The following is a 17,313-nucleotide window of genomic DNA, read 5'->3' on the forward strand; positions in this document are numbered from 1 at the left end:
CGAGCTCATGGGCCCGGCGGATGGTCGCCGTCCCCTCCTTCTCGTCCGAGGGCCCGTACGCCAGGGAGATCCCCATCGCGCCGTACCCCAGCGCCGACACCGTGAGGCCCTGCGTGCCGAGTGTGCGCTTTTGCATGATGTGTCCCATTTCTTCAGAAGTAAGAGCACTCTAACATTATGTTAGAGGCGTCTAACATGCCGGAGGGGAGAGAATCGTTCGCCATGAGCAGTCCCACGACGCCACGACGCGGCTACCACCACGGCGACCTGCGCGCCGAGCTGATCCGTGAGGGCATCGCGCTCCTGGCGGAGACGGGGGTCGCGGGGTTCTCGGTGGCCAAGGTCGCGGCCCGTGCGGGCGTGTCGTCGGCCGCGCCGTACCGCCACTTCCCGGACCGCGAAGCCCTGCTGGCCGCCTGCGCCGCGTCCGTCATCGCCGCCATCACGGATCTTCTCGCCGAGGCGGCCGAGCGGGCCGGGCCCGATCCGGTCGAGCGGCTCGCCGCCACCGCGGGCGCCTACACCCGTTACGTGCTGGGCCATCGCGCCGGCGTGGAGTTCGTCTTCGCCCACGACTTCGCCGCCCCGCACGCCGAGACCGTCCAGGAGCAGAGCCGCCGCCTCATGGACACCCTCATGGCCCTGGCCGGCGACGTCCTGCCCGGCGACACCTCGTGGGCCGACACGGCCGACTTCGTGTACGTGCACCTGGCCACCACGCACGGCTACGCGACCCTGCTGCCGTCGGGCGCCCGCCCGCGCCGGGACGTGGACACCCTGGTGGCCCGCGCCGTCGCCGCCGCCCGCGACCACATCACCGGCCACGTGATGCGCCTGGGCGGCACGCCGGGGATCAGCGGCTCCGAGCCCGGGAGATGATCGCGTCGGCCGGCGTCGTGACAGTCGATGTCTGAGGTGACCTATAAGGTCATGTGCCGCAAGTGATGAACGACGGGAGAGACGATGACATACCCCCCGCCCCGTCCAGGGCCGGGGTTCCCCGCCCCCCAGCCGCCCGGCGGGCATCCCTACGGACCGGCCCATCAGCAGCCGGGGCCGCACGGACCCTACCCGCCCCAGGCACCGTACGTCAGCGGCGGCCCCCATCCGTCCGTGCCTTCGCACGGCGGGCAACCGGCGCCCGGACCGCGCAGACGAGGGGCGGGCCGGATCATCGCAGGGGTGCTCGTCGCCGGGTTCGGGCTGCTGTCGGCGCTCGGCGGCGGCGGGCTCATCTGGCACGCCGTCTCGAACAGCAAGCAGCAGATCCGCAACAAGCAGTTCTCCATGGAGCTGTGGCGCAACCTTCCCGCCGACAAGCTCTTCCCCGCCACGATCGGCCGGCAGGACCCTGACAAGAAGCAGGACGACCCCGGCACCGAGCACGGCTGGACGAGGGTCGCGCTCTCCTCCGGCACCTCGTGCCAGGCGGCGCTGTCCGGCTCCCTGGCCACGCTCGCCACCCAGCGGGGCTGCGTGGCGGCCACGCGGGCCACGTACGTCGACGACTCCGGCGGCACGGCGGCGACCGTCGCGATCGTCGCCTTCCGTGACCTCTCCGCCAAGGACGACCTCGAAGACCACGTCCGCGACGCGCAGGACGGGCAGGACCGCGTCGTGCGCGCCCTGGCCGCCCCCGGCACGCAGTGGAAGGACGCCGCGCGCGCGGGCGACGGCGGCCGGGGTGTCATGGACCTCTACACACCGCTGTTCGTGGCGGTCACCGCGGGCCCCGCGGACGGCCGCCGCGCCGGCAAGCTGCCCGCTCCGTGGGGCAACAGGCCACTGGAGCAGAAGGCCGACCGCTCGGCCTGGGCCTCCACGGCCAAGGGGCTGGCCGAAACCCTGGCCGCCCGGTTGAACAGCCAGATCCCGAAGGTGGGCCCATGATCGGCAGAATGGCGGGCGCGGCCGCCCTGACCGCGGCTCTCGTGGCCGGCACGGCGGCGCCGGGCCTGGCCGAGGCGCCGCACGGCTGGGAGCAGTCGGCCATGCGGGTGCCGGCCGCCCAGCGCGTCGCCCAGGGCAAGGGCGTCACTGTCGCGGTCCTGGACACGGGCGTGATGCGGAGCCATCCGGAGTTCAAGGGCCGGGTGAGCGGCGGCCCCGACTTCATCGGCGGCGGCGCCCGTCCCGGGAAGAGCTACTGGGGGGAGCACGGCACGGCCATGGCCTCCAGCGTGCTGCGCGTGGCTCCGGGCTCGCGGGTGCTGTCCGTACGGGTGATCTGGGACCGCGAGGACCCGGCCCGCAAGCGGGCGGAGGCGGCGGTCAAGGCCGGCCGGGCCGGCGCTGACAAGGAGAGCGAGCGGGCCGGCAGCGCCCTGGCCAAGGGCATTCGCTACGCCGTCGACCACGGCGCCCGGGTCGTCTCCATGTCGCTGGGCACCGCCGAGTGGGGCTGGGGCGGCTACGAGGAGGACACGGCCGCGGCCGTCGACTACGCCGTCGGCAAGGGCGTGGTCCTCGTGGCCAGTGCCGGCAACGGCGGCTCGGACGACCCCCTGGACGTGGACGCGAACAACACCATGTCGTACCCGGCCGGCTACCCCGGCGTGATCGCGGTGGCGGCGATGGCGCCGGAGGGCATCCGGGCGAAGTTCTCGCAGGTCCACACGTACAACACGATCGCCGCTCCCGGCGTCGACATCTACGCCGCGAGGAACACGGGCGGCTACGAGTCGGGCGACGGCACCTCGCCGGCGTGCGCGCTGGTGGCGGGCACCGCCGCGCTGATGCTGTCGGCCAACCCCCGGCTGACGCCCCGGCAGGTCCGCGACCTCCTGGTGAGGACGGCGCGGAGGCCGCCGGCCGGCTACACCGCCTACCTCGGGTTCGGGCTGGTGGACGCGGGCGCCGCGGTGAGGGCCGCGTCCTCGGCGGCGCCGGTGAAGACCGCGGCCGTGCCGTACGAGGGGAAGAAGTACTTCGGGAACGGGCCGGTCGGCCCGCCCATCGCCCATCCGCCGATCGACCAGACGGAGATCTTGGTGGGCGGCGGCGCCGTCGGCGTGGGCCTGCTGTGCGTGGCAGGCGCGTTCTTCCTGTTCCGCCGCCCGCGACCCCGCGGGGCCCGGGCGGCGGGTCAGCCGGTGAGTTTGAGCGGGTTGAACAGGTCCGCGTAGACCAGCAGCCCCGCCATGACGATCATCACGAGGGCCAGCGCGTACGTGAGCGGCAGCACCTTGGCGATGTCCACGTACGCGGGCTCCGGCCGGCGGGTGATGCGGGCGAAGGCCCGCTTGAGGCCCTCCCACAGGCCGCCCGCGATGTGGCCGCCGTCGAGCGGCAGCAGCGGGATGAGGTTGAACATGCCGATCGCGAGGTTGAACCCGGCCAGCAGGCTCACCAGGTTGTAGACCTTCTGCTCGGTGGTCATGTCCGAGGAGAGGATCTCGCCGCCCATCCGCCCGGCGCCCACGACGCCGACGGGGCCCTCGGGGTCGCGCTCCTGGCCGGAGAAGGCCGCGTGCCAGACGCCGACCATCTTCTCCGGCAGGTTGAGCAGCGACCCGGCGACCCGGACGGTCAGCTCACCCATGTAGCCGGCGACCATGCCGAAGCTCTGCTTCTCCATGACCTGGCTGGGCAGCACGCCGAGGAAGCCGACCTGCTTGTCGACCTTGTTCGGGTCGGTCGGCGACGGCCGGTCCTGCGCGATGAGCGTGACGGGCAGGGTCATCGGCCTGCCGTCGCGCACGATGCCCAGCGCCACGGTGCCGGCGCCGTGCCCGCGGATGAGGCGGGTGGCGTCGTCCCAGGTGGCGATCTTCTGGCCGCCGAGGGAAACGATCCTGTCGCCCGGCTTGAGCCCGGCCTTGGCGGCGGGGGTGGGCTGGTCGGTGGGACGGCACTCGGTGCGCTTCTCGCTGACCGGGATGACGCAGGTGTTGGTCTGCGGGGAGACGATCGGGGCCGCGGTGGGCACGCCGATGCCGACGAGCAGGATCGAGAACAGGATGAACGACAGCACGAAGTTCATCGCCGGGCCGCCGGACATGATGATGACCTTCTGCCACCACTTCTTGCGGTAGAAGACCCGGTCCTCGTCGCCCGGCCGCACCTCCTCCATGGCGGCCTCGCGGGCGGTCTCGATGAGGCCCTGAAACGGTCCGGTGGAGGTGCCGCGGAGCTTGCCCGGGGCGTCGCCGGGCCGCGGCGGCAGCATGCCGATCATGCGGATGTAGCCGCCGAGCGGGATCCACTTGAAGCCGTACTCGGTCTCGCCCCGCCGGATCGACCAGGCGGTCGTGCCGAAGCCGACCATGTACTGGGTCACCCGGACGCCGAAAATCTTGGCCGGCACGAGGTGGCCTATCTCGTGCAGCGCGATGGAGGCCATCAGTCCGATGAGGAAGACGGCGATCCCGGCCAGGAACAGCCAGTTCATCTAGGCAGCTCTCCAGGTAAACGGAAGGTCCCGACTCCCCAAGACTAGTCGAACTCTCCACACCTGGCTGGCTCCGCGCATCTGTTCGGCTTGCGCCCTCTTTGGCGAACCGAGAGACTTCGTTGACAGTACGCGGTCACACGATCACCCTGGGAAATGACGATGGGAGTGCCTTGATCCGGATCCTGGTCGCCGAGCACCTGCCACTGGTACGGCGCGGCCTGGTCGCCGCGCTCGGCGCCGAGCCCGGGATGCGGGTCGTGGCCGAGGTCGGCGGCGCCGAGGACGTGGTGCCGGCGGCGCTGGCGTCCGGGGCCGACACGGCGGTCGTCGACCTGGACCTGCCCGGCGCGGGAGGCCTGCCGGTGCTGGCCGCCCTGCACGACAAGGCGCCCGGCTGCCGGGCGCTGGTGCTGTCCGCGCAGCCCAATCCCGGTCAGGTGCGCCGGGCGTTCGCGGCGCACGCGCTCGGGTTCATGAGTCTGGACGTCGCGCCGGAGCGGCTGGCCGACGGGCTGCGGCAGGTCGCGGCGGGCCGCCGCGCGGTCGACTCCGAGCTCGCCGCCGCCGCCCTCCAGTCGGCCGCCAACCCGCTGACCCGGCGCGAGATGGACGTGCTGCGCGTCGCGGCCGGCGGGGCCCGCTCGGCGGAGATCGCGGACCAGCTCTGCCTGTCGGTCGGCACCGTGCGCAACCACCTGTCGCGGATCATGTGCAAGACGGGGGCCCGCAACCGCGTCGACGCCATCCGCATCGCCGGCGACTCCGGCTGGCTCTGACCGCGCGCGGCACCCGTCCGCCCGTGGAGTCCGCACCCTGGAACCGCCGGGGATCCGGACCCCGGAAGAAGCCGCGCCGCTCCCCCGGGGCCCGGGCTCATGGGCAAGCAAGTACGACGATCTCAGGGCGGAGATCCCTCGGCCAGTGACGGTCTTCATCAATCGCCCGTGTGGTTCGTCATGGCCCGGCGTTCAGGGGCGCCAGATGAGCACCAGTGCGCAGTCGTCGTTGTGCCCGGACGCCATGGCGTTGACCAGCACCCGCGCGCCGTCGTGGAAACCCGACGCGTGCAGCCGCTCCGCCTCGCCGAGCAGCTTGTCCAGGCCCGCGTCGATGTCGCGCCCCGGCTGCTCGATCAGGCCGTCGGTGAAGAACATCAGCGCGTCGCCCTTGCGAAGGGTGCCGCTGTCGGGCTCGCAGTGCAGGTCGGGCACCACGCCGAGGACCACGCCCTTGGCCGAGGAGACCTGCCAGTTGCCGGTGCCCGCGTCGAACTTCACCACGGGCGGGTGCCCGGCCGAGGTGATCGTGTAGTCGCCGGTCGCCAGGTCCAGGCGTACGTGCACGGCGGTCACGAAGCCCTCGTCGCCGCGCTGGCGGTGCAGGTAGGTGTTGCAGGCCGGCAGGAAGTCGCCGACCGAGCCGAGCAGCCCGCCGAACGTGCCGGACAGCAGCAGCGCCCTGGTGCCCGCGTCGACGCCCTTGCCGGACACGTCGACCAGCGCGATGTCCACCTTGTCGCCGTCGCGCATGGAGACCAGGAAGTCGCCGCCGAAGGAGGAGCCGCCCGCCTGCTTGAGCACGACCCTGCCGCCCCAGTCCTTGGGCAGCGGCGGCAGCTCGCCCTGGCTGCGCAGCCGGTCGCGCAGCTCCAGCAGCATCGCGTCGCCGCGCAGCCCCTGCACGCCGAGCTTGCCGCGGGTGCGCGCCATGAGCACGGCCAGGACGGTCGTGAACCCGATCGTCACCATGAGCCCGAGCCCGATCCGGCCCACGCCGAGGGTGAGCGCGATGTAGCCGAGGGCCACGGCCACGGCGCCCAGCAGCTTGGCCAGGCTGGCCAGCCGGAGCTGGAGGCCGCCCACGAGCGTGATGAGGATGAGCAGCGACGGCGAGAACCACTCGGTCGACACGCGCGCCGCCAGCAGGCCGACGACGAGCGTCAGCATGACGAGCGTGACCAGCAGGTTGCGGTCACGGGTCAGGGCTCGACGGAGGAGCCGGACGGCGGGCACCAGCAGGGGCACCCGCACCAGGAGCGCGCGGAGCCGTGGCGGGATCAGCGGCGCCGGTCGGGAACTCATGATGCGCCTGACTGTATCGGTCTGGCACACGTTTGGGCAGCCCACTTGACCAACGCCTAGATCATGATGCGGGGATATTGGGTGGCCGGCGGCCTTCACACGCTCCTACGGTTGACGGATGACCTATCCCATCCGCCCGATCGGCGAATCCGAGTGGAGCGCGGCCACCGCAGTGCTGGAGGAGGCGTTCGGCTGGAGCCCCACCCCCTCCCAGAAGGAGCGGTACAAGGCCGAGACGGAGTTCGACCGCACGCTGGCCGCCTTCGACGGCGACACCGTCGTGGGTCTCGCGGGCGCCTACAGCCTCACCATGACGGTCCCCGGCGGGCGGCAGCTGCCCGTCGCGGGCGTCACCGCCGTCAGCGTGCTGCCCTCGCACCGCCGGCGCGGCATCCTGTCCTCCCTGATGCGCCGCCAGCTCGCCGACGTGCGCGAGCGCGGCGAGAGCGTCGCGGCCCTGTACGCCTCCGAGGCGTCGATCTACGGCCGTTTCGGGTACGGCAGGGCCGCCGTTCAGCAGGGGTTCCGCATCAGCACCCGCGACGCGGCCTTCGTCCCGGGGGCGCCGCGGGACCCGTCGCTGCGGATGCGGGTCGCGAAGCCGCAGGACCGCCGCGCCGACTACGAGCGGCTGTTCGCCTCCGTCGTGACCAGGCGGCCGGGACTGTACGCGCGCACGAAGGAGACCTGGGACAACGTGCTGGCCGACGACGAGGCCGACCAGCGGGGCGCCGGGCCGCTGCGCTCGATCGTGGTCGAGGACGACGAGGGGGTGCGCGGGTACGCGCTGTTCCGGATCAAGCCGTCGTGGGACGACAACGGGATGGCCGGCGGCGAGCTGCTGCTGGTGGAGCTGTTCGCCGCGGACCCCGCCGCGTACGCGCTGCTGTGGCGGGGTGTGCTCGACCGCGACCTGGTCACGCGCGTCGACGCGGGCACGAGACCGCTGGACGACCCGCTCATCGCGCTGCTGGCCAATCCGCGCCAGCTGCGCGCCCGCTGGCACGACGAGCTGTGGGTACGCGTGGTCGAGGTGGAGAAGGCGCTCGTCGCCCGCTCCTACGCGGCACCCGTCGACCTGGTCGTGGAGGTCGGGGACGAGGTGTGCCCGTGGAACGCGGGGCGCTGGCGGCTCACCGCCGACCCGGCGGGCGCGGAGTGCAAGCCGGTGGAGGAGGAGCCGGACGTGTCGCTGCCGGTCGCCGCGCTGGGCTCGGCCTACCTGGGCGACGGGCTCCTGACGGCCCAGCTCGACGCCGGGCTGCTGCGCGAGCACACGCCGGGCGCGGTGCGGGAGCTGGCCGCGGCCATGGCGTGGAGCCCGAAGCCGTGGGCGGGGCTGACCTTCTGACGTAGGCTCGGCGCATGGCACTGCAGAGCATGCAGATCACGGCGGTGACGGCGATGCGGGCCCGCGACGTGTCGCGGCCGTCGAAGGAGCAGCAGGAGGCCGCCGACAGGCGGCCCCTGCGTGACGAGATGCCGAGGCGCGAGCCCCGGCGCAGGACGTAGGGAGGCTACGGCAGCGAGGGGAGCTGACCGATCGTCTCGTAGCTCTCGACCTGGGCGATGCGGCGGCTGTGCCGCTCGGCGCCGGAGAACGGCGTGGCCAGGAACACCTCCACGAACCTGGTCGCCTCCTCCGTGGAGTGCATGCGGGCGCCGACGCTGACGACGTTGGCGTCGTTGTGCTCGCGGGCGAGCCGGGCCGTCTCCTCGTTCCAGGCGAGCGCGGCGCGGATGCCGCGCACCTTGTTGGCGGCGATCTGCTCACCGTTGCCGGACCCGCCGATGACCACGCCGAGGCTCGCCGGGTCGCCCGCCACGCCCTCGGCCGCCCGCAGGCAGAACGCCGGATAGTCGTCCTCGGCGTCGAGGACGAAGGGACCGCAGTCGGTCACCTCGTGGCCGTGGTCCTTCAGCCAGGACACGAGATGGTTCTTGAGCTCATAGCCGGCATGGTCGGCACCGATGTAGACACGCACCCGTCCAGTCTTCCACAGCACCGCGCGAGGAGCTGTGGGCGGCGCGGCGGCTCGCTACAGTAAGGACTGCTAACTAAGACCGCCCCTTACGGAAGTTGAGCATCCATGCGTGAGATCCGCGTGATCGGCGACCCGGTCCTGCGTACGGCCGCCGAGCCCGTCGAGGGCTTCGACCGGGAGCTGCGCCGCCTGATCGACGAGATGTTCCAGGCGATGTACGCGGTGGACGGCGTCGGCCTGGCCGGCCCGCAGATCGGCGTGTCGCGACGGCTGTTCGTCTACGACATCAGCGGGCGCAAGGGGCACGTGATCAACCCGGTGCTGACCGTCGACGACCCCGAGGAGATCCTCGACGAGGAGGGCTGCCTGTCGGTGCCCGACCGGAGGACCGGGACGCCCATCTACGCGCCGGTCGCCCGGGCCGCCGGGGTGACGGTCGAGGGCCTCGACCGGCTCGGCCGCCCGCTGCGCGTCAAGGCTCGGGGCTCGCTGGCCCGGTGCTTCCAGCACGAGACCGACCACCTCGACGGCAGGCTGTACGTCGACCGGCTCCCCAAGAACGAGGCGCGCAAGATCATTCTCAAGGCGTAGATTGGCGGCATGAGCGTACTCGCGGGCAAGGGCGCACTGGTCACGGGCGGGTCCCGGGGCATCGGCAGGGCGATCGTGGAGCGGCTGCGCGCCGACGGAGCCGAGGTGGTCTTCAGCTACCTCGGCAGCGCGGAGACGGCGGCACGGGTCGCCGACGAGACCGGGGCGCATGCCGTACAGGCCGACCAGGGCGTCAAGGAGGAGCTGGAGAGGCTGTTCGCCGAGGCGGAGAAGCTGCTGCCCGGCGTGGACGTCATCGTCTCCAACGCGGCCGAGGGCGGGCTGGGGACCATCGCCGAGGTGCCGGAGGAGACGTACGAGCGGGTGTTCGCCGTCAACGCCCGCGCCACGTTCCTGGCCATCCAGTGGGCGTCCCGGGTCATGCGCGACGGTGGCCGGATCATCACCATCTCCACCCTCAACACCGCGATCCCCGGCCCCGGCATCGGCCTCTACGCGGCCAGCAAGGCGGCGGTCGAGCAGTTCGCCAAGGTCGCGGCGCGCGAGCTGGGCCCCCGCGGCATCACCGCCAACACCGTCTCGCCCGGCGCCACGGACACCGACATGCTGCGCTCCAGCAACCCCCCGGAGGCGCTGGAGCGGGCGACGGCGCTCACGGCGCTGGGACGGCTGGGACGGCCCGAGGACATCGCCTCGGTCGTGGCGTTCCTGGCCGGCCCGGACAGCGGCTGGATCACCGGCCAGAACCTCCTGGCGACCGGGGGCATGATCCTCTAGTCACAGCTGGAGGGACTTGAGTTCCAGGTACTCCTCCAGGCCGGCCTCGCCCAGCTCCCGGCCGATGCCCGACTGCTTGTAGCCGCCGAACGGGGCCGAGGGGTTGAAGCGGCCACCGTTGATCATGACCTGGCCGGTGCGCAGGCGGCGGGCCACGGCCAGGGCGCGTTCCTCCGTGCCCGCCCAGACGGCGCCCGACAGGCCGTAGCGGGTGCCGTCGGCGATGCGGACGGCCTGCTCCTCGGTGGTGTACGGGACGATCGACAGCACCGGGCCGAAGATCTCCTCCTGCTCGATGGCCATGCCCGGCTCGACCCCGGCGAAGACGGTGGGCTCCACGTAGTAGCCGCGCGGCAGGGGCCGCTCCGTGCCGCCCGCGACCAGCCGGGCGCCCTCCTCCTGGCCCCGGTTGATGTAGCGGATGACGCGGTCGCGCTGGACGGCCGAGACGAGCGGGCCGAGGCGGGTGGCGTCATCGAGCGGGTCGCCGACGGTGTACGTGCGGGCCGCCTCGACGGCCAGGCCCACCGCCTCGTCGTACTGGTCGCGATGGACGATCATGCGGGTCCAGGCGGAGCAGGTCTGGCCGGAGTTGACGAAGCAGTTGGCGACGCCGGACCTGACGGCCGTGACCAGGTCGGCGTCGGGCAGGATGACGTTGGCGGACTTGCCGCCCAGCTCCAGCGCGACGCGTTTGACGCCCTCGGCCGCCAGCGCCGCGACCCTGCGGCCGGCGGCGGTCGAGCCGGTGAAGGACACCATGTCCACCTCGGGGTGGGCCGCCATGGCCTCCCCCACCACGGGCCCGCGCCCGCTGACCAGGTTGAACACCCCGGCCGGCAGGCCCACCTCGTCGAGGATCTCGGCCAGCGCGTACGCGGCGAGCGGCGCCACCTCGCTCGGCTTGAGCACGACCGTGCAGCCCGCGGCCAGCGCCGGCGCGACCTTGCAGACGACCTGGTGCAGCGGGTAGTTCCACGGGGTGATCGCGGCGACCACGCCGACCGGCTCCCTGAGCACCAGGGAGTTGCCGGTGCGCGTCTCGCGCGGATGGCTCTCGGCCAGCCGGGCGTAGGAGGCGAGCACCCCGGCGGGCATCAGCGTCTGCACCTTGAGCGCGAACCGCAGCGGCGCCCCCATGTCGGTCGCGATGACATGGGCGACCTCGCCGGCGCGCCGTTCGAGCAGCTCGGCCGCGGCGGCGAGGAGCTTGGCGCGGTCCGCGGGATCGGCGCCCGACCAGGCGGCGAAGGCTGCGCGCGCGGCCAGGACCGCGGCCTCCACGTCGGCCGGCGCGCCCGCCGGCACCCGGTCGATGATCTCCTCTGTGGCCGGGTTGACGACGTCGATCGCCTCACCCGAGACCGACGCGGTCCAGGCACCGCCGATGTACAGCTTGCGCATGGCCCCATACTCGCGCGCCGCCCCCGACTTGGCGAGGGCGTGCGCATGACTGGGGTTCGTCAGGAAGGTACGGGACTGTGCCCGGGAGGGAAGGACATCGCCCCGGGCACCGGTCGAGGCGGCGCCGGAGGCGCGTCAGCCGGAGCGGGTCAGTCGAAGCGGGGCGACCTCGTGCGGGTGCGCTTGAGCTCGAAGAAGTCCTCGAACGCCGTCACCAGCAGCACGCCGTCCCACAGCCGCCCGGCCTCCTCGCCGCGCGGCACGCGGGTGATGACGGGGCCGAAGAAGGCGTTGGCGCCGACGCGGATGATCGGGGTGCCGACGTCCTCGCCGACGAGGCCGATGCCCTCCTCGTGGGAGGCGGCGATGGCGTCGTCGAATTCCTCGGACTCCATGGCGGCGACCACCTCGGCGTCCAGGCCGACCGCCGCCAGGGACTCCTCCGCGATCTCACGGTAGAGCTCCGGCCGCTTGGACCTGCCCTCGTTGTGCAGGCGGGTGCCGAACTCGGTGTAGAGCGGGCCGGTCACCTGGTCGCCGTACTTCTGCTGGGCGGCGGCGATGACCCGGACGAGCCCCATGGCGCGCACGGTGCGCTCCTTGTACTCCTGGGGGACGTCCTTGTCCTGGTTGAGCAGCTTCAGGCTCATGAGGCGCCAGCGCGGCTCGATGGGGCGAACCTGTTCCACCTCGATCAGCCAACGCGAGGTCGCCCAGGCGAAGGGGCAGGAGGGGTCGAACCACAGATCGGCAGGAGTCCTCGTAGTCATGTATGGCCATAACCTGGGAACGTCGGTCTCCTATTCCACGTGACAGGATGCCGACTACCCCGACGGAGTGGTGAAAAGGAGCACAACTTGGCAGGCAACCTGACTCGGGACGAGGCTCGCGAGCGCGCCCGGCTGCTGAATGTCGAGTCATACGAGGTCGCCCTCGACCTGACCGAGGGGGACGAGCGGTTCGAGAGCGTCACCACTGTCCGCTTCGCCGGCACGCAGCCCGGCGCGTCCACCTTCATCGACCTGCACGGCGCGCGGGTGCGCCGCGTCACGCTCAACGGCGAGGACCTCGACGTCTCCGCCTACGACGCCGACAAGGGCCGCTTCCCGCTGCCCTCCCTGGCCGGGACGAACGAGCTGCGCGTCGACGCCGACTGCGCCTACATGCGGACCGGCGAGGGCCTGCACCGCTTCGTCGACCCGGTGGACCAGAAGGTCTACCTGCACAGCCAGTTCGAGACGGCCGACGCGCACCGCATGTACGCCTGCTTCGACCAGCCCGACCTCAAGGCCACCTTCCAGCTCACCGTGCTCGCGCCGGCCGACTGGGAGGTCGTCTCCAACGCCGCCGCCTCCAGCGTCGAGGACCTGGCCCCGGAGGGCGGCAAGCACGGCGCCGCCCAGCCCGCCAAGCGGTGGGAGTTCCCGCCCACGCCGGTCATGTCCACGTACATCACCGCGCTCGTGGCCGGTCCGTACCACAAGGTGACCTCCGAGCACGACGGCATCCCGCTCGGCATCTACTGCCGCGCCTCGCTCGCGGAGCACCTCGACGCCGACAACATCCTGGAGGTCACCCGGCAGGGCTTCGACTTCTTCCACAAGGTGTTCGGCGTCCGCTACCCGTTCGGCAAGTACGACCAGCTCTTCGTGCCGGAGTTCAACGCCGGCGCGATGGAGAACGCCGGCTGCGTCACCTTCCTGGAGGACTACGTCTTCCGCTCCCGGGTCACCGACGCGGTGGTCGAGCGGCGCGCCGAGACGATCCTGCACGAGATGGCGCACATGTGGTTCGGCGACCTCGTCACCATGCGCTGGTGGGACGACCTGTGGCTGAACGAGTCGTTCGCCACGTACATGTCCGTGCTCGCGCAGGCCGAGGCGACGCGCTGGGGCGGGGGCGCGTGGACGACGTTCGCGAACGTGGAGAAGTCCTGGGCCTACCGCCAGGACCAGCTTCCCTCTACCCACCCCATCTCCGCCGACATCCCCGACATGCAGGCGGTCGAGGTCAACTTCGACGGCATCACGTACGCCAAGGGCGCCTCGGTGCTCAAGCAGCTCGTCGCGTACGTGGGGCTGGACAACTTCCTGGCCGGCGTGCGTGACTACTTCAACGAGCACGCCTGGGGCAACACCGAGCTGAAGGACCTGCTCAACGCCCTGGAGCGGACCTCCGGCCGTGACCTGTCGTCCTGGTCGAAGGAGTGGCTGGAGACGGCCTGGGTCAACACCCTGCGCCCCTCCTTCACGCTGACCGACGACGGCCGCTTCGACAGCTTCGAGGTGCTCCAGGAGGCCCCGGCCGACTACCCGACGCTGCGCTCGCACCGCGTCGCGATCGGTCTGTACAAGCTGGACGGCGACGTGCTCACCCGGGTCAAGCGGGTCGAGCTCGACGTCGTGGGCGCCCGCACGGCCGTTCCCGAGCTGACCGGCGAGGAGCAGCCGGACCTGGTCCTCGTCAACGACGACGACCTGACGTACGCCAAGATCCGCCTGGACGAGCGGTCGCTGCGCACGCTGGTCGACGGCGGCATCGCCCGCTTCACCGAGTCGCTGCCCCGCGCGCTGTGCTGGTCGGCGGCCTGGGACATGACGCGCGACGGCGAGCTGTCCACCCGCGACTACGTCCGGCTCGTGGTGTCGGGCGTGGGCACGGTCAAGGACATCACGGTCCTGCAGGCCGTGCTGCGGCAGGCGCGCATGGCCGTGCAGCAGTACGCCGACCCGGCCTGGCGGCAGGAGGGCCTGGCTCTCCTCGCCACCGAGCTCCGGTCGCTGCTGGAGGGCGCCGAGCCGGGCTCTGACCACCAGCTCGCGTTCCTGCAGGCGTTCGCGCCGGTGGCCACCTCCGAGGGCGACCTCGCGCTGCTCAGCGGCATCCTCGACGGCTCGGCGGTGCCCGCGGGCCTGACCGTGGACACCGACCTGCGCTGGACGCTCGTCCACGCGCTGGTGTCGGGCGGCGTGCTCGGCGAGGCGGACATCGAGGCCGAGCTGCGGCGCGACCCGACCGCCACCGGCGAGCGGTCCGCGGCGCTGTGCCGGGCGGCCGTGCCGACGGCCGAGGCCAAGGCGGCGGCCTGGGCGGCCGTCGTGGGCGGCGGGCTGGCCAACCACATCGCCCGCACCACGATCGCCGGGTTGCAGGACCCGCAGCACGTCGAGCTGCTGGAGCCGTACCGCGACAAGTACTTCGCCGAGGTCGGGCGGATCTACAAGGAGTGGACCTTCGACCAGGCGTCGACGTTCGCGGTCGGGTGCTTCCCGTCGCTGCTCATCGAGCCGGAGACGGTGGAGGCGGCCGAGCGCTACCTCGCCGAGCACCAGCCGCCGCAGGCGCTGCGCCGGCTGATCCTCGAAGGGGCGGACGGCGTCAGCCGCGCGCTGCGCAACCGGGCCAAGGACGCGGAGTCCGCGGCGTAGCGACCGGTGTCCCGAGGGTCCCGTGCCCCGTGCCGGGGCCCTCGGCCCTTCCCACGGCGGTGGGCCGCCCGTGGCGGATTCCGGCCTGGTCATGGGCCTGCCGGTGTTAGCCTCGAAGGCGTGCTCGGCTCCGGGACCACGCTCAACGACCGCTACGTGCTGGCCGACCGCGTCGGCGGTGGCGGCATGGGCGAGGTCTGGCGCGCCGCCGACACGGTTCTCGGCCGCACCGTCGCCGTCAAGGTGATGATGCCCGCGCTGGCCGAGAACCCGGCGTTCGCCCGGCGGTTCCAGAACGAGGCCCGCGCCATGGCCACGCTGCGGCATTCCGGCGTGGTCGACGTCTACGACTACGGCACGTGCGAGGCCGCCGGGCGGCGGATGAGCTTCCTGGTGATGGAGTACGTCGAGGGCGAGTCGCTCGACCGGATCCTGCGGCGCCGGGCCCTCGACCCGGCCGAGACCATGCGGCTGGTGGCCGAGGTGGCCGACGCGCTGGGCGCCGCGCACGCGCAGGGCATCGTGCACCGTGACGTCAAGCCGGCCAACCTGATGATCAGGCCGGACGGGCGGGTCGCGCTCACCGACTTCGGCATCGCGCACTCCGTCTCGGCCGGTCAGCTCACCGCCACCGGCGCGATGCTGGGCTCGGCCGCCTACTGCGCCCCCGAGCTGGCCACCGCGAGCGGCGTCACCCCCGCGGTCGACGTCTACGCCCTGGGCGTGGTGGCGTACGAGTGCCTGACCGGGCGGCTGCCGTACGAGGGCGACACGCCCGTGCAGATCATCTACAAGCACCTCCACGCGCCCGTCCCGGCGCTGCCGCCGGAGATTCCCGCGGGGCCCCGGCAGGTGGTCCAGCGGGCGCTGGAGAAGGCGCCCGACATGCGCTGGCCGTCGGCCGCCGAGCTGGCCGGCGCGGCGCGGCGGGCGCTGGCCGAGCCGGACGCACGGCTCTCCTCGCGCCGGCGGCGCGGGCTGCTGAGCGCGCTGGCGTCGGTGGCCGCGGCCGTCACGGTCAGCGTGGCCGTCGCCGGGTCCGTCTGGACCCGCGACCAGAGCGCCGCCGACCCGATCACGAGCCCGACGCCGGCCGCCACGACCAGCCGGACCACGACCGCGGCCGACCCGCCCGTGACACGCCACCCCTCCGCGCCCCCGCCCAAGACCGGCGTCAGCGTGCGGCCGAGCGGCACGCCCACGCCCGTCACCCCCACGGTCACGCCGACGGCGACCACGCCCACGGCGACCCCCAGCACGACCCCGCCCACGACGACGCCGCCGCCCACCACGCGCGAGCCCGAGCCCACCCAGGAGCCGACGACGGCCGACCCCCAGGAGCCGACTCCCGAGCCGTCGGCCACCAGGGAGCCCGGCGACATCCAGTGCATCCGCGCCCCCTGTCCCTGACCGGCCTGAAGGGTCCGGGGTCTGCGGGCATCGGCGGAAAAGGCCGGCTATGATCTGCTTGACGCGAAACGGGAGAGGCGCCCGCTTTGCCGGGGGGCGGGCCGGCCCCGTGAGAGAGTGACCACGTGAAGTCCACGCGCGACCTGCTCGTCACCCTCGCCCGCCGCCACGCGTTCGCCGACCTCGGGGCGCTCGCCCCGTCGGCCGAGGTGGCTGACGTGTGCGAGTTCGGGCAGCGGCTGCTCTCCCTCGACGCCGAGGACTTCGCGGCGGAGGCCAGGGCCGTGCCCGCGGAGCTGAGGCGGCAGGCCCGGGCGTGCCACATGCCGCAGACGCCCCGCGAGCAGCCGAGGGGGGCGCTGGAGTCGCTGCGGCCCGCGTACGGGCTGCTGCTGGAGGTCATCGCGATCCGCTGGCGGCGCCGCGAGCTGAGCCCGATGATCGCCGCCGTGCACATCGCCAGCGAGTACCTGCCGCTCCTGGCGTTCGAGCCGCAGCTCGGTCACGCGGGCGACCCGGTGCGCTGGCCGGACGGCCTGAGCGCCCCGGGCAGCCGCTTCGGCGTGATCGGCGACCGCGACTGCGACCACACCAAGTCCGAGCAGTCGGCCACCAACCGGACGCTCCGGGTCGCGGTCGAGCCCGCCGAGGGCTGGCGCGCCTACTTCGACCGGCAGCACAGCCAGGTGGCCGGCGCGCTGGCGGTGTGCGTCTCCACCTGCCGCAACCCGTGCACGGCGATGCACTGGATCCCGCCGGAGCCGCGCGCCGACCTCGGTCTGCGGGCCCGCACCGCGCTGGCCTTCGCCGAGACCCCGCTGGTACGGCTGCGCCACGCGGCGCCGGTCGGCCACGGGTTCGGCGTGCCGTCGCCCGAGGAGGTGCTGGAGGCGTGGGAGCGCAGCCGCGCCGCCCTGGACAAGAACGCGATCGGCGCAGCCGCCTCGAAGGACGACGGGTTCCCGCTGCCGGGGCTGCCGTCGCTGTTCTCGGCGATCGCCGACGCGGCGATCGCGCCCTCGACGCTGTTGGCGGGGGTGAGCGAGCACGTCGTCGCCCTGCTCGACCGCCTGCCCGACGACGCCGTCTGACGACCTCCCGGCCTCGGCACCCCGCGAGTCGGATAGCTCGTGAAAGTCTCACACGTTACGCCCACCGGGGATCTCTGGCGAGGAACGTAATAGATACCCGGAAATCCGGCGCGGGACACGGTGACCTGAGCCATAAAACTATGGACGGACCAACACTAGGAATCGACGATCTCCACGGGCTACGGTGAATCG

16 protein-coding genes are annotated in these 17,313 nt (G+C 72.6%); 11 read left to right on the plus strand and 5 right to left on the minus strand.

Going from position 1 to position 17,313, the window contains the following annotated elements; genetic code table 11:
- The first annotated feature begins 222 nt into the window (after positions 1–222).
- The 3 genes from ABZS51_RS16965 (at position 223) to ABZS51_RS16975 (ending at position 3,125) form a co-directional block, all read left to right on the plus strand.
- Entirely contained in the window at positions 223–879 is a 657-nt protein-coding gene (locus ABZS51_RS16965; protein WP_355441376.1) for a TetR/AcrR family transcriptional regulator, read from the plus strand.
- A 303-nt stretch (positions 880–1,182) separates the two neighbouring features.
- Positions 1,183–1,890 carry a hypothetical protein gene (locus ABZS51_RS16970; RefSeq protein WP_355441379.1) on the plus strand — a complete coding sequence of 236 codons (708 nt, stop codon included), beginning with the start codon at positions 1,183–1,185 and terminating at the stop codon, positions 1,888–1,890.
- On the plus strand, positions 1,887–3,125 hold the full coding sequence (locus ABZS51_RS16975; RefSeq protein ID WP_355441381.1) for a S8 family serine peptidase: 1,239 nt from the start codon (positions 1,887–1,889) through the stop codon (positions 3,123–3,125). The genes ABZS51_RS16970 and ABZS51_RS16975 overlap by 4 nt, the downstream gene beginning before the upstream one ends.
- On the opposite strand, the gene ABZS51_RS16980 is transcribed toward ABZS51_RS16975, so the two are convergent.
- Entirely contained in the window at positions 3,086–4,390 is a 1,305-nt protein-coding gene (locus tag ABZS51_RS16980) for a site-2 protease family protein (protein ID WP_355441384.1), read from the minus strand. The genes ABZS51_RS16975 and ABZS51_RS16980 overlap by 40 nt on opposite strands.
- A 173-nt stretch (positions 4,391–4,563) precedes the next feature.
- Between ABZS51_RS16980 and ABZS51_RS16985 the strand changes: the two genes are divergently transcribed.
- The gene (locus tag ABZS51_RS16985; RefSeq protein ID WP_310712273.1) at positions 4,564–5,169 is read left to right on the plus strand and encodes a response regulator transcription factor; all 606 of its coding nucleotides are present in this window, start codon (positions 4,564–4,566) and stop codon (positions 5,167–5,169) included.
- A 192-nt stretch (positions 5,170–5,361) separates the two neighbouring features.
- On the opposite strand, the gene ABZS51_RS16990 is transcribed toward ABZS51_RS16985, so the two are convergent.
- The gene (locus ABZS51_RS16990) at positions 5,362–6,474 is read right to left on the minus strand and encodes a PP2C family protein-serine/threonine phosphatase (RefSeq protein WP_310712272.1); all 1,113 of its coding nucleotides are present in this window, start codon (positions 6,472–6,474) and stop codon (positions 5,362–5,364) included.
- Positions 6,475–6,592: 118 nt separating this feature from the next.
- Between ABZS51_RS16990 and ABZS51_RS16995 the strand changes: the two genes are divergently transcribed.
- Both ABZS51_RS16995 and ABZS51_RS17000 read left to right on the plus strand, forming a co-directional pair.
- Positions 6,593–7,825 carry a GNAT family N-acetyltransferase gene (locus tag ABZS51_RS16995; protein ID WP_355441388.1) on the plus strand — a complete coding sequence of 411 codons (1,233 nt, stop codon included), beginning with the start codon at positions 6,593–6,595 and terminating at the stop codon, positions 7,823–7,825.
- 14 nt (positions 7,826–7,839) lie between these two features.
- The gene (locus ABZS51_RS17000) at positions 7,840–7,986 is read left to right on the plus strand and encodes a hypothetical protein (protein WP_310712270.1); all 147 of its coding nucleotides are present in this window, start codon (positions 7,840–7,842) and stop codon (positions 7,984–7,986) included.
- Between the two features lie 5 nt (positions 7,987–7,991).
- Here the strand turns inward: ABZS51_RS17000 and ABZS51_RS17005 are convergent, their stop codons facing one another.
- Positions 7,992–8,459 (minus strand): ribose-5-phosphate isomerase, encoded by a 468-nt coding sequence (locus ABZS51_RS17005; protein ID WP_310712269.1) that lies wholly within the window; start codon positions 8,457–8,459, stop codon positions 7,992–7,994.
- Between the two features lie 105 nt (positions 8,460–8,564).
- Here ABZS51_RS17005 and def point away from each other — a divergent pair, with 105 nt between their 5' ends.
- A complete protein-coding gene (gene def / locus ABZS51_RS17010; RefSeq protein WP_310712268.1) occupies positions 8,565–9,050 on the plus strand; it encodes a peptide deformylase in 486 nt (161 codons plus the stop codon).
- Between the two features lie 9 nt (positions 9,051–9,059).
- Positions 9,060–9,788, plus strand: coding sequence for an SDR family oxidoreductase (locus tag ABZS51_RS17015; protein ID WP_355441392.1), 729 nt, complete (start codon positions 9,060–9,062; stop codon positions 9,786–9,788).
- On the opposite strand, the gene ABZS51_RS17020 is transcribed toward ABZS51_RS17015, so the two are convergent.
- Both ABZS51_RS17020 and ABZS51_RS17025 read right to left on the minus strand, forming a co-directional pair.
- Positions 9,789–11,192, minus strand: a complete 1,404-nt coding sequence (locus ABZS51_RS17020; RefSeq protein ID WP_355441395.1) for an aldehyde dehydrogenase family protein — start codon at positions 11,190–11,192, stop codon at positions 9,789–9,791.
- Between the two features lie 149 nt (positions 11,193–11,341).
- Positions 11,342–11,962 (minus strand): disulfide bond formation protein DsbA, encoded by a 621-nt coding sequence (locus ABZS51_RS17025; RefSeq protein WP_355441398.1) that lies wholly within the window; start codon positions 11,960–11,962, stop codon positions 11,342–11,344.
- 87 nt (positions 11,963–12,049) lie between these two features.
- Between ABZS51_RS17025 and pepN the strand changes: the two genes are divergently transcribed.
- The 3 genes from pepN to ABZS51_RS17040 all read left to right on the plus strand — a co-directional run bounded on the left by pepN (position 12,050) and on the right by ABZS51_RS17040 (position 17,121).
- Positions 12,050–14,620: an aminopeptidase N gene (pepN, locus tag ABZS51_RS17030; RefSeq protein WP_355441401.1), complete on the plus strand. Its 2,571-nt coding sequence runs from the start codon at positions 12,050–12,052 to the stop codon at positions 14,618–14,620.
- A 120-nt stretch (positions 14,621–14,740) separates the two neighbouring features.
- On the plus strand, positions 14,741–16,030 hold the full coding sequence (locus tag ABZS51_RS17035) for a serine/threonine-protein kinase (protein ID WP_355441404.1): 1,290 nt from the start codon (positions 14,741–14,743) through the stop codon (positions 16,028–16,030).
- A gap of 125 nt (positions 16,031–16,155) precedes the next feature.
- Complete coding sequence (locus tag ABZS51_RS17040) at positions 16,156–17,121, plus strand: hypothetical protein (RefSeq protein ID WP_355441407.1); 966 nt, start codon at positions 16,156–16,158, stop codon at positions 17,119–17,121.
- The last annotated feature ends 192 nt before the right edge of the window (positions 17,122–17,313 follow it).

The sequence above is a fragment of the Nonomuraea sp. NPDC005501 genome, assembly GCF_040605905.1.
Lineage (GTDB): Bacteria > Actinomycetota > Actinomycetes > Streptosporangiales > Streptosporangiaceae > Nonomuraea.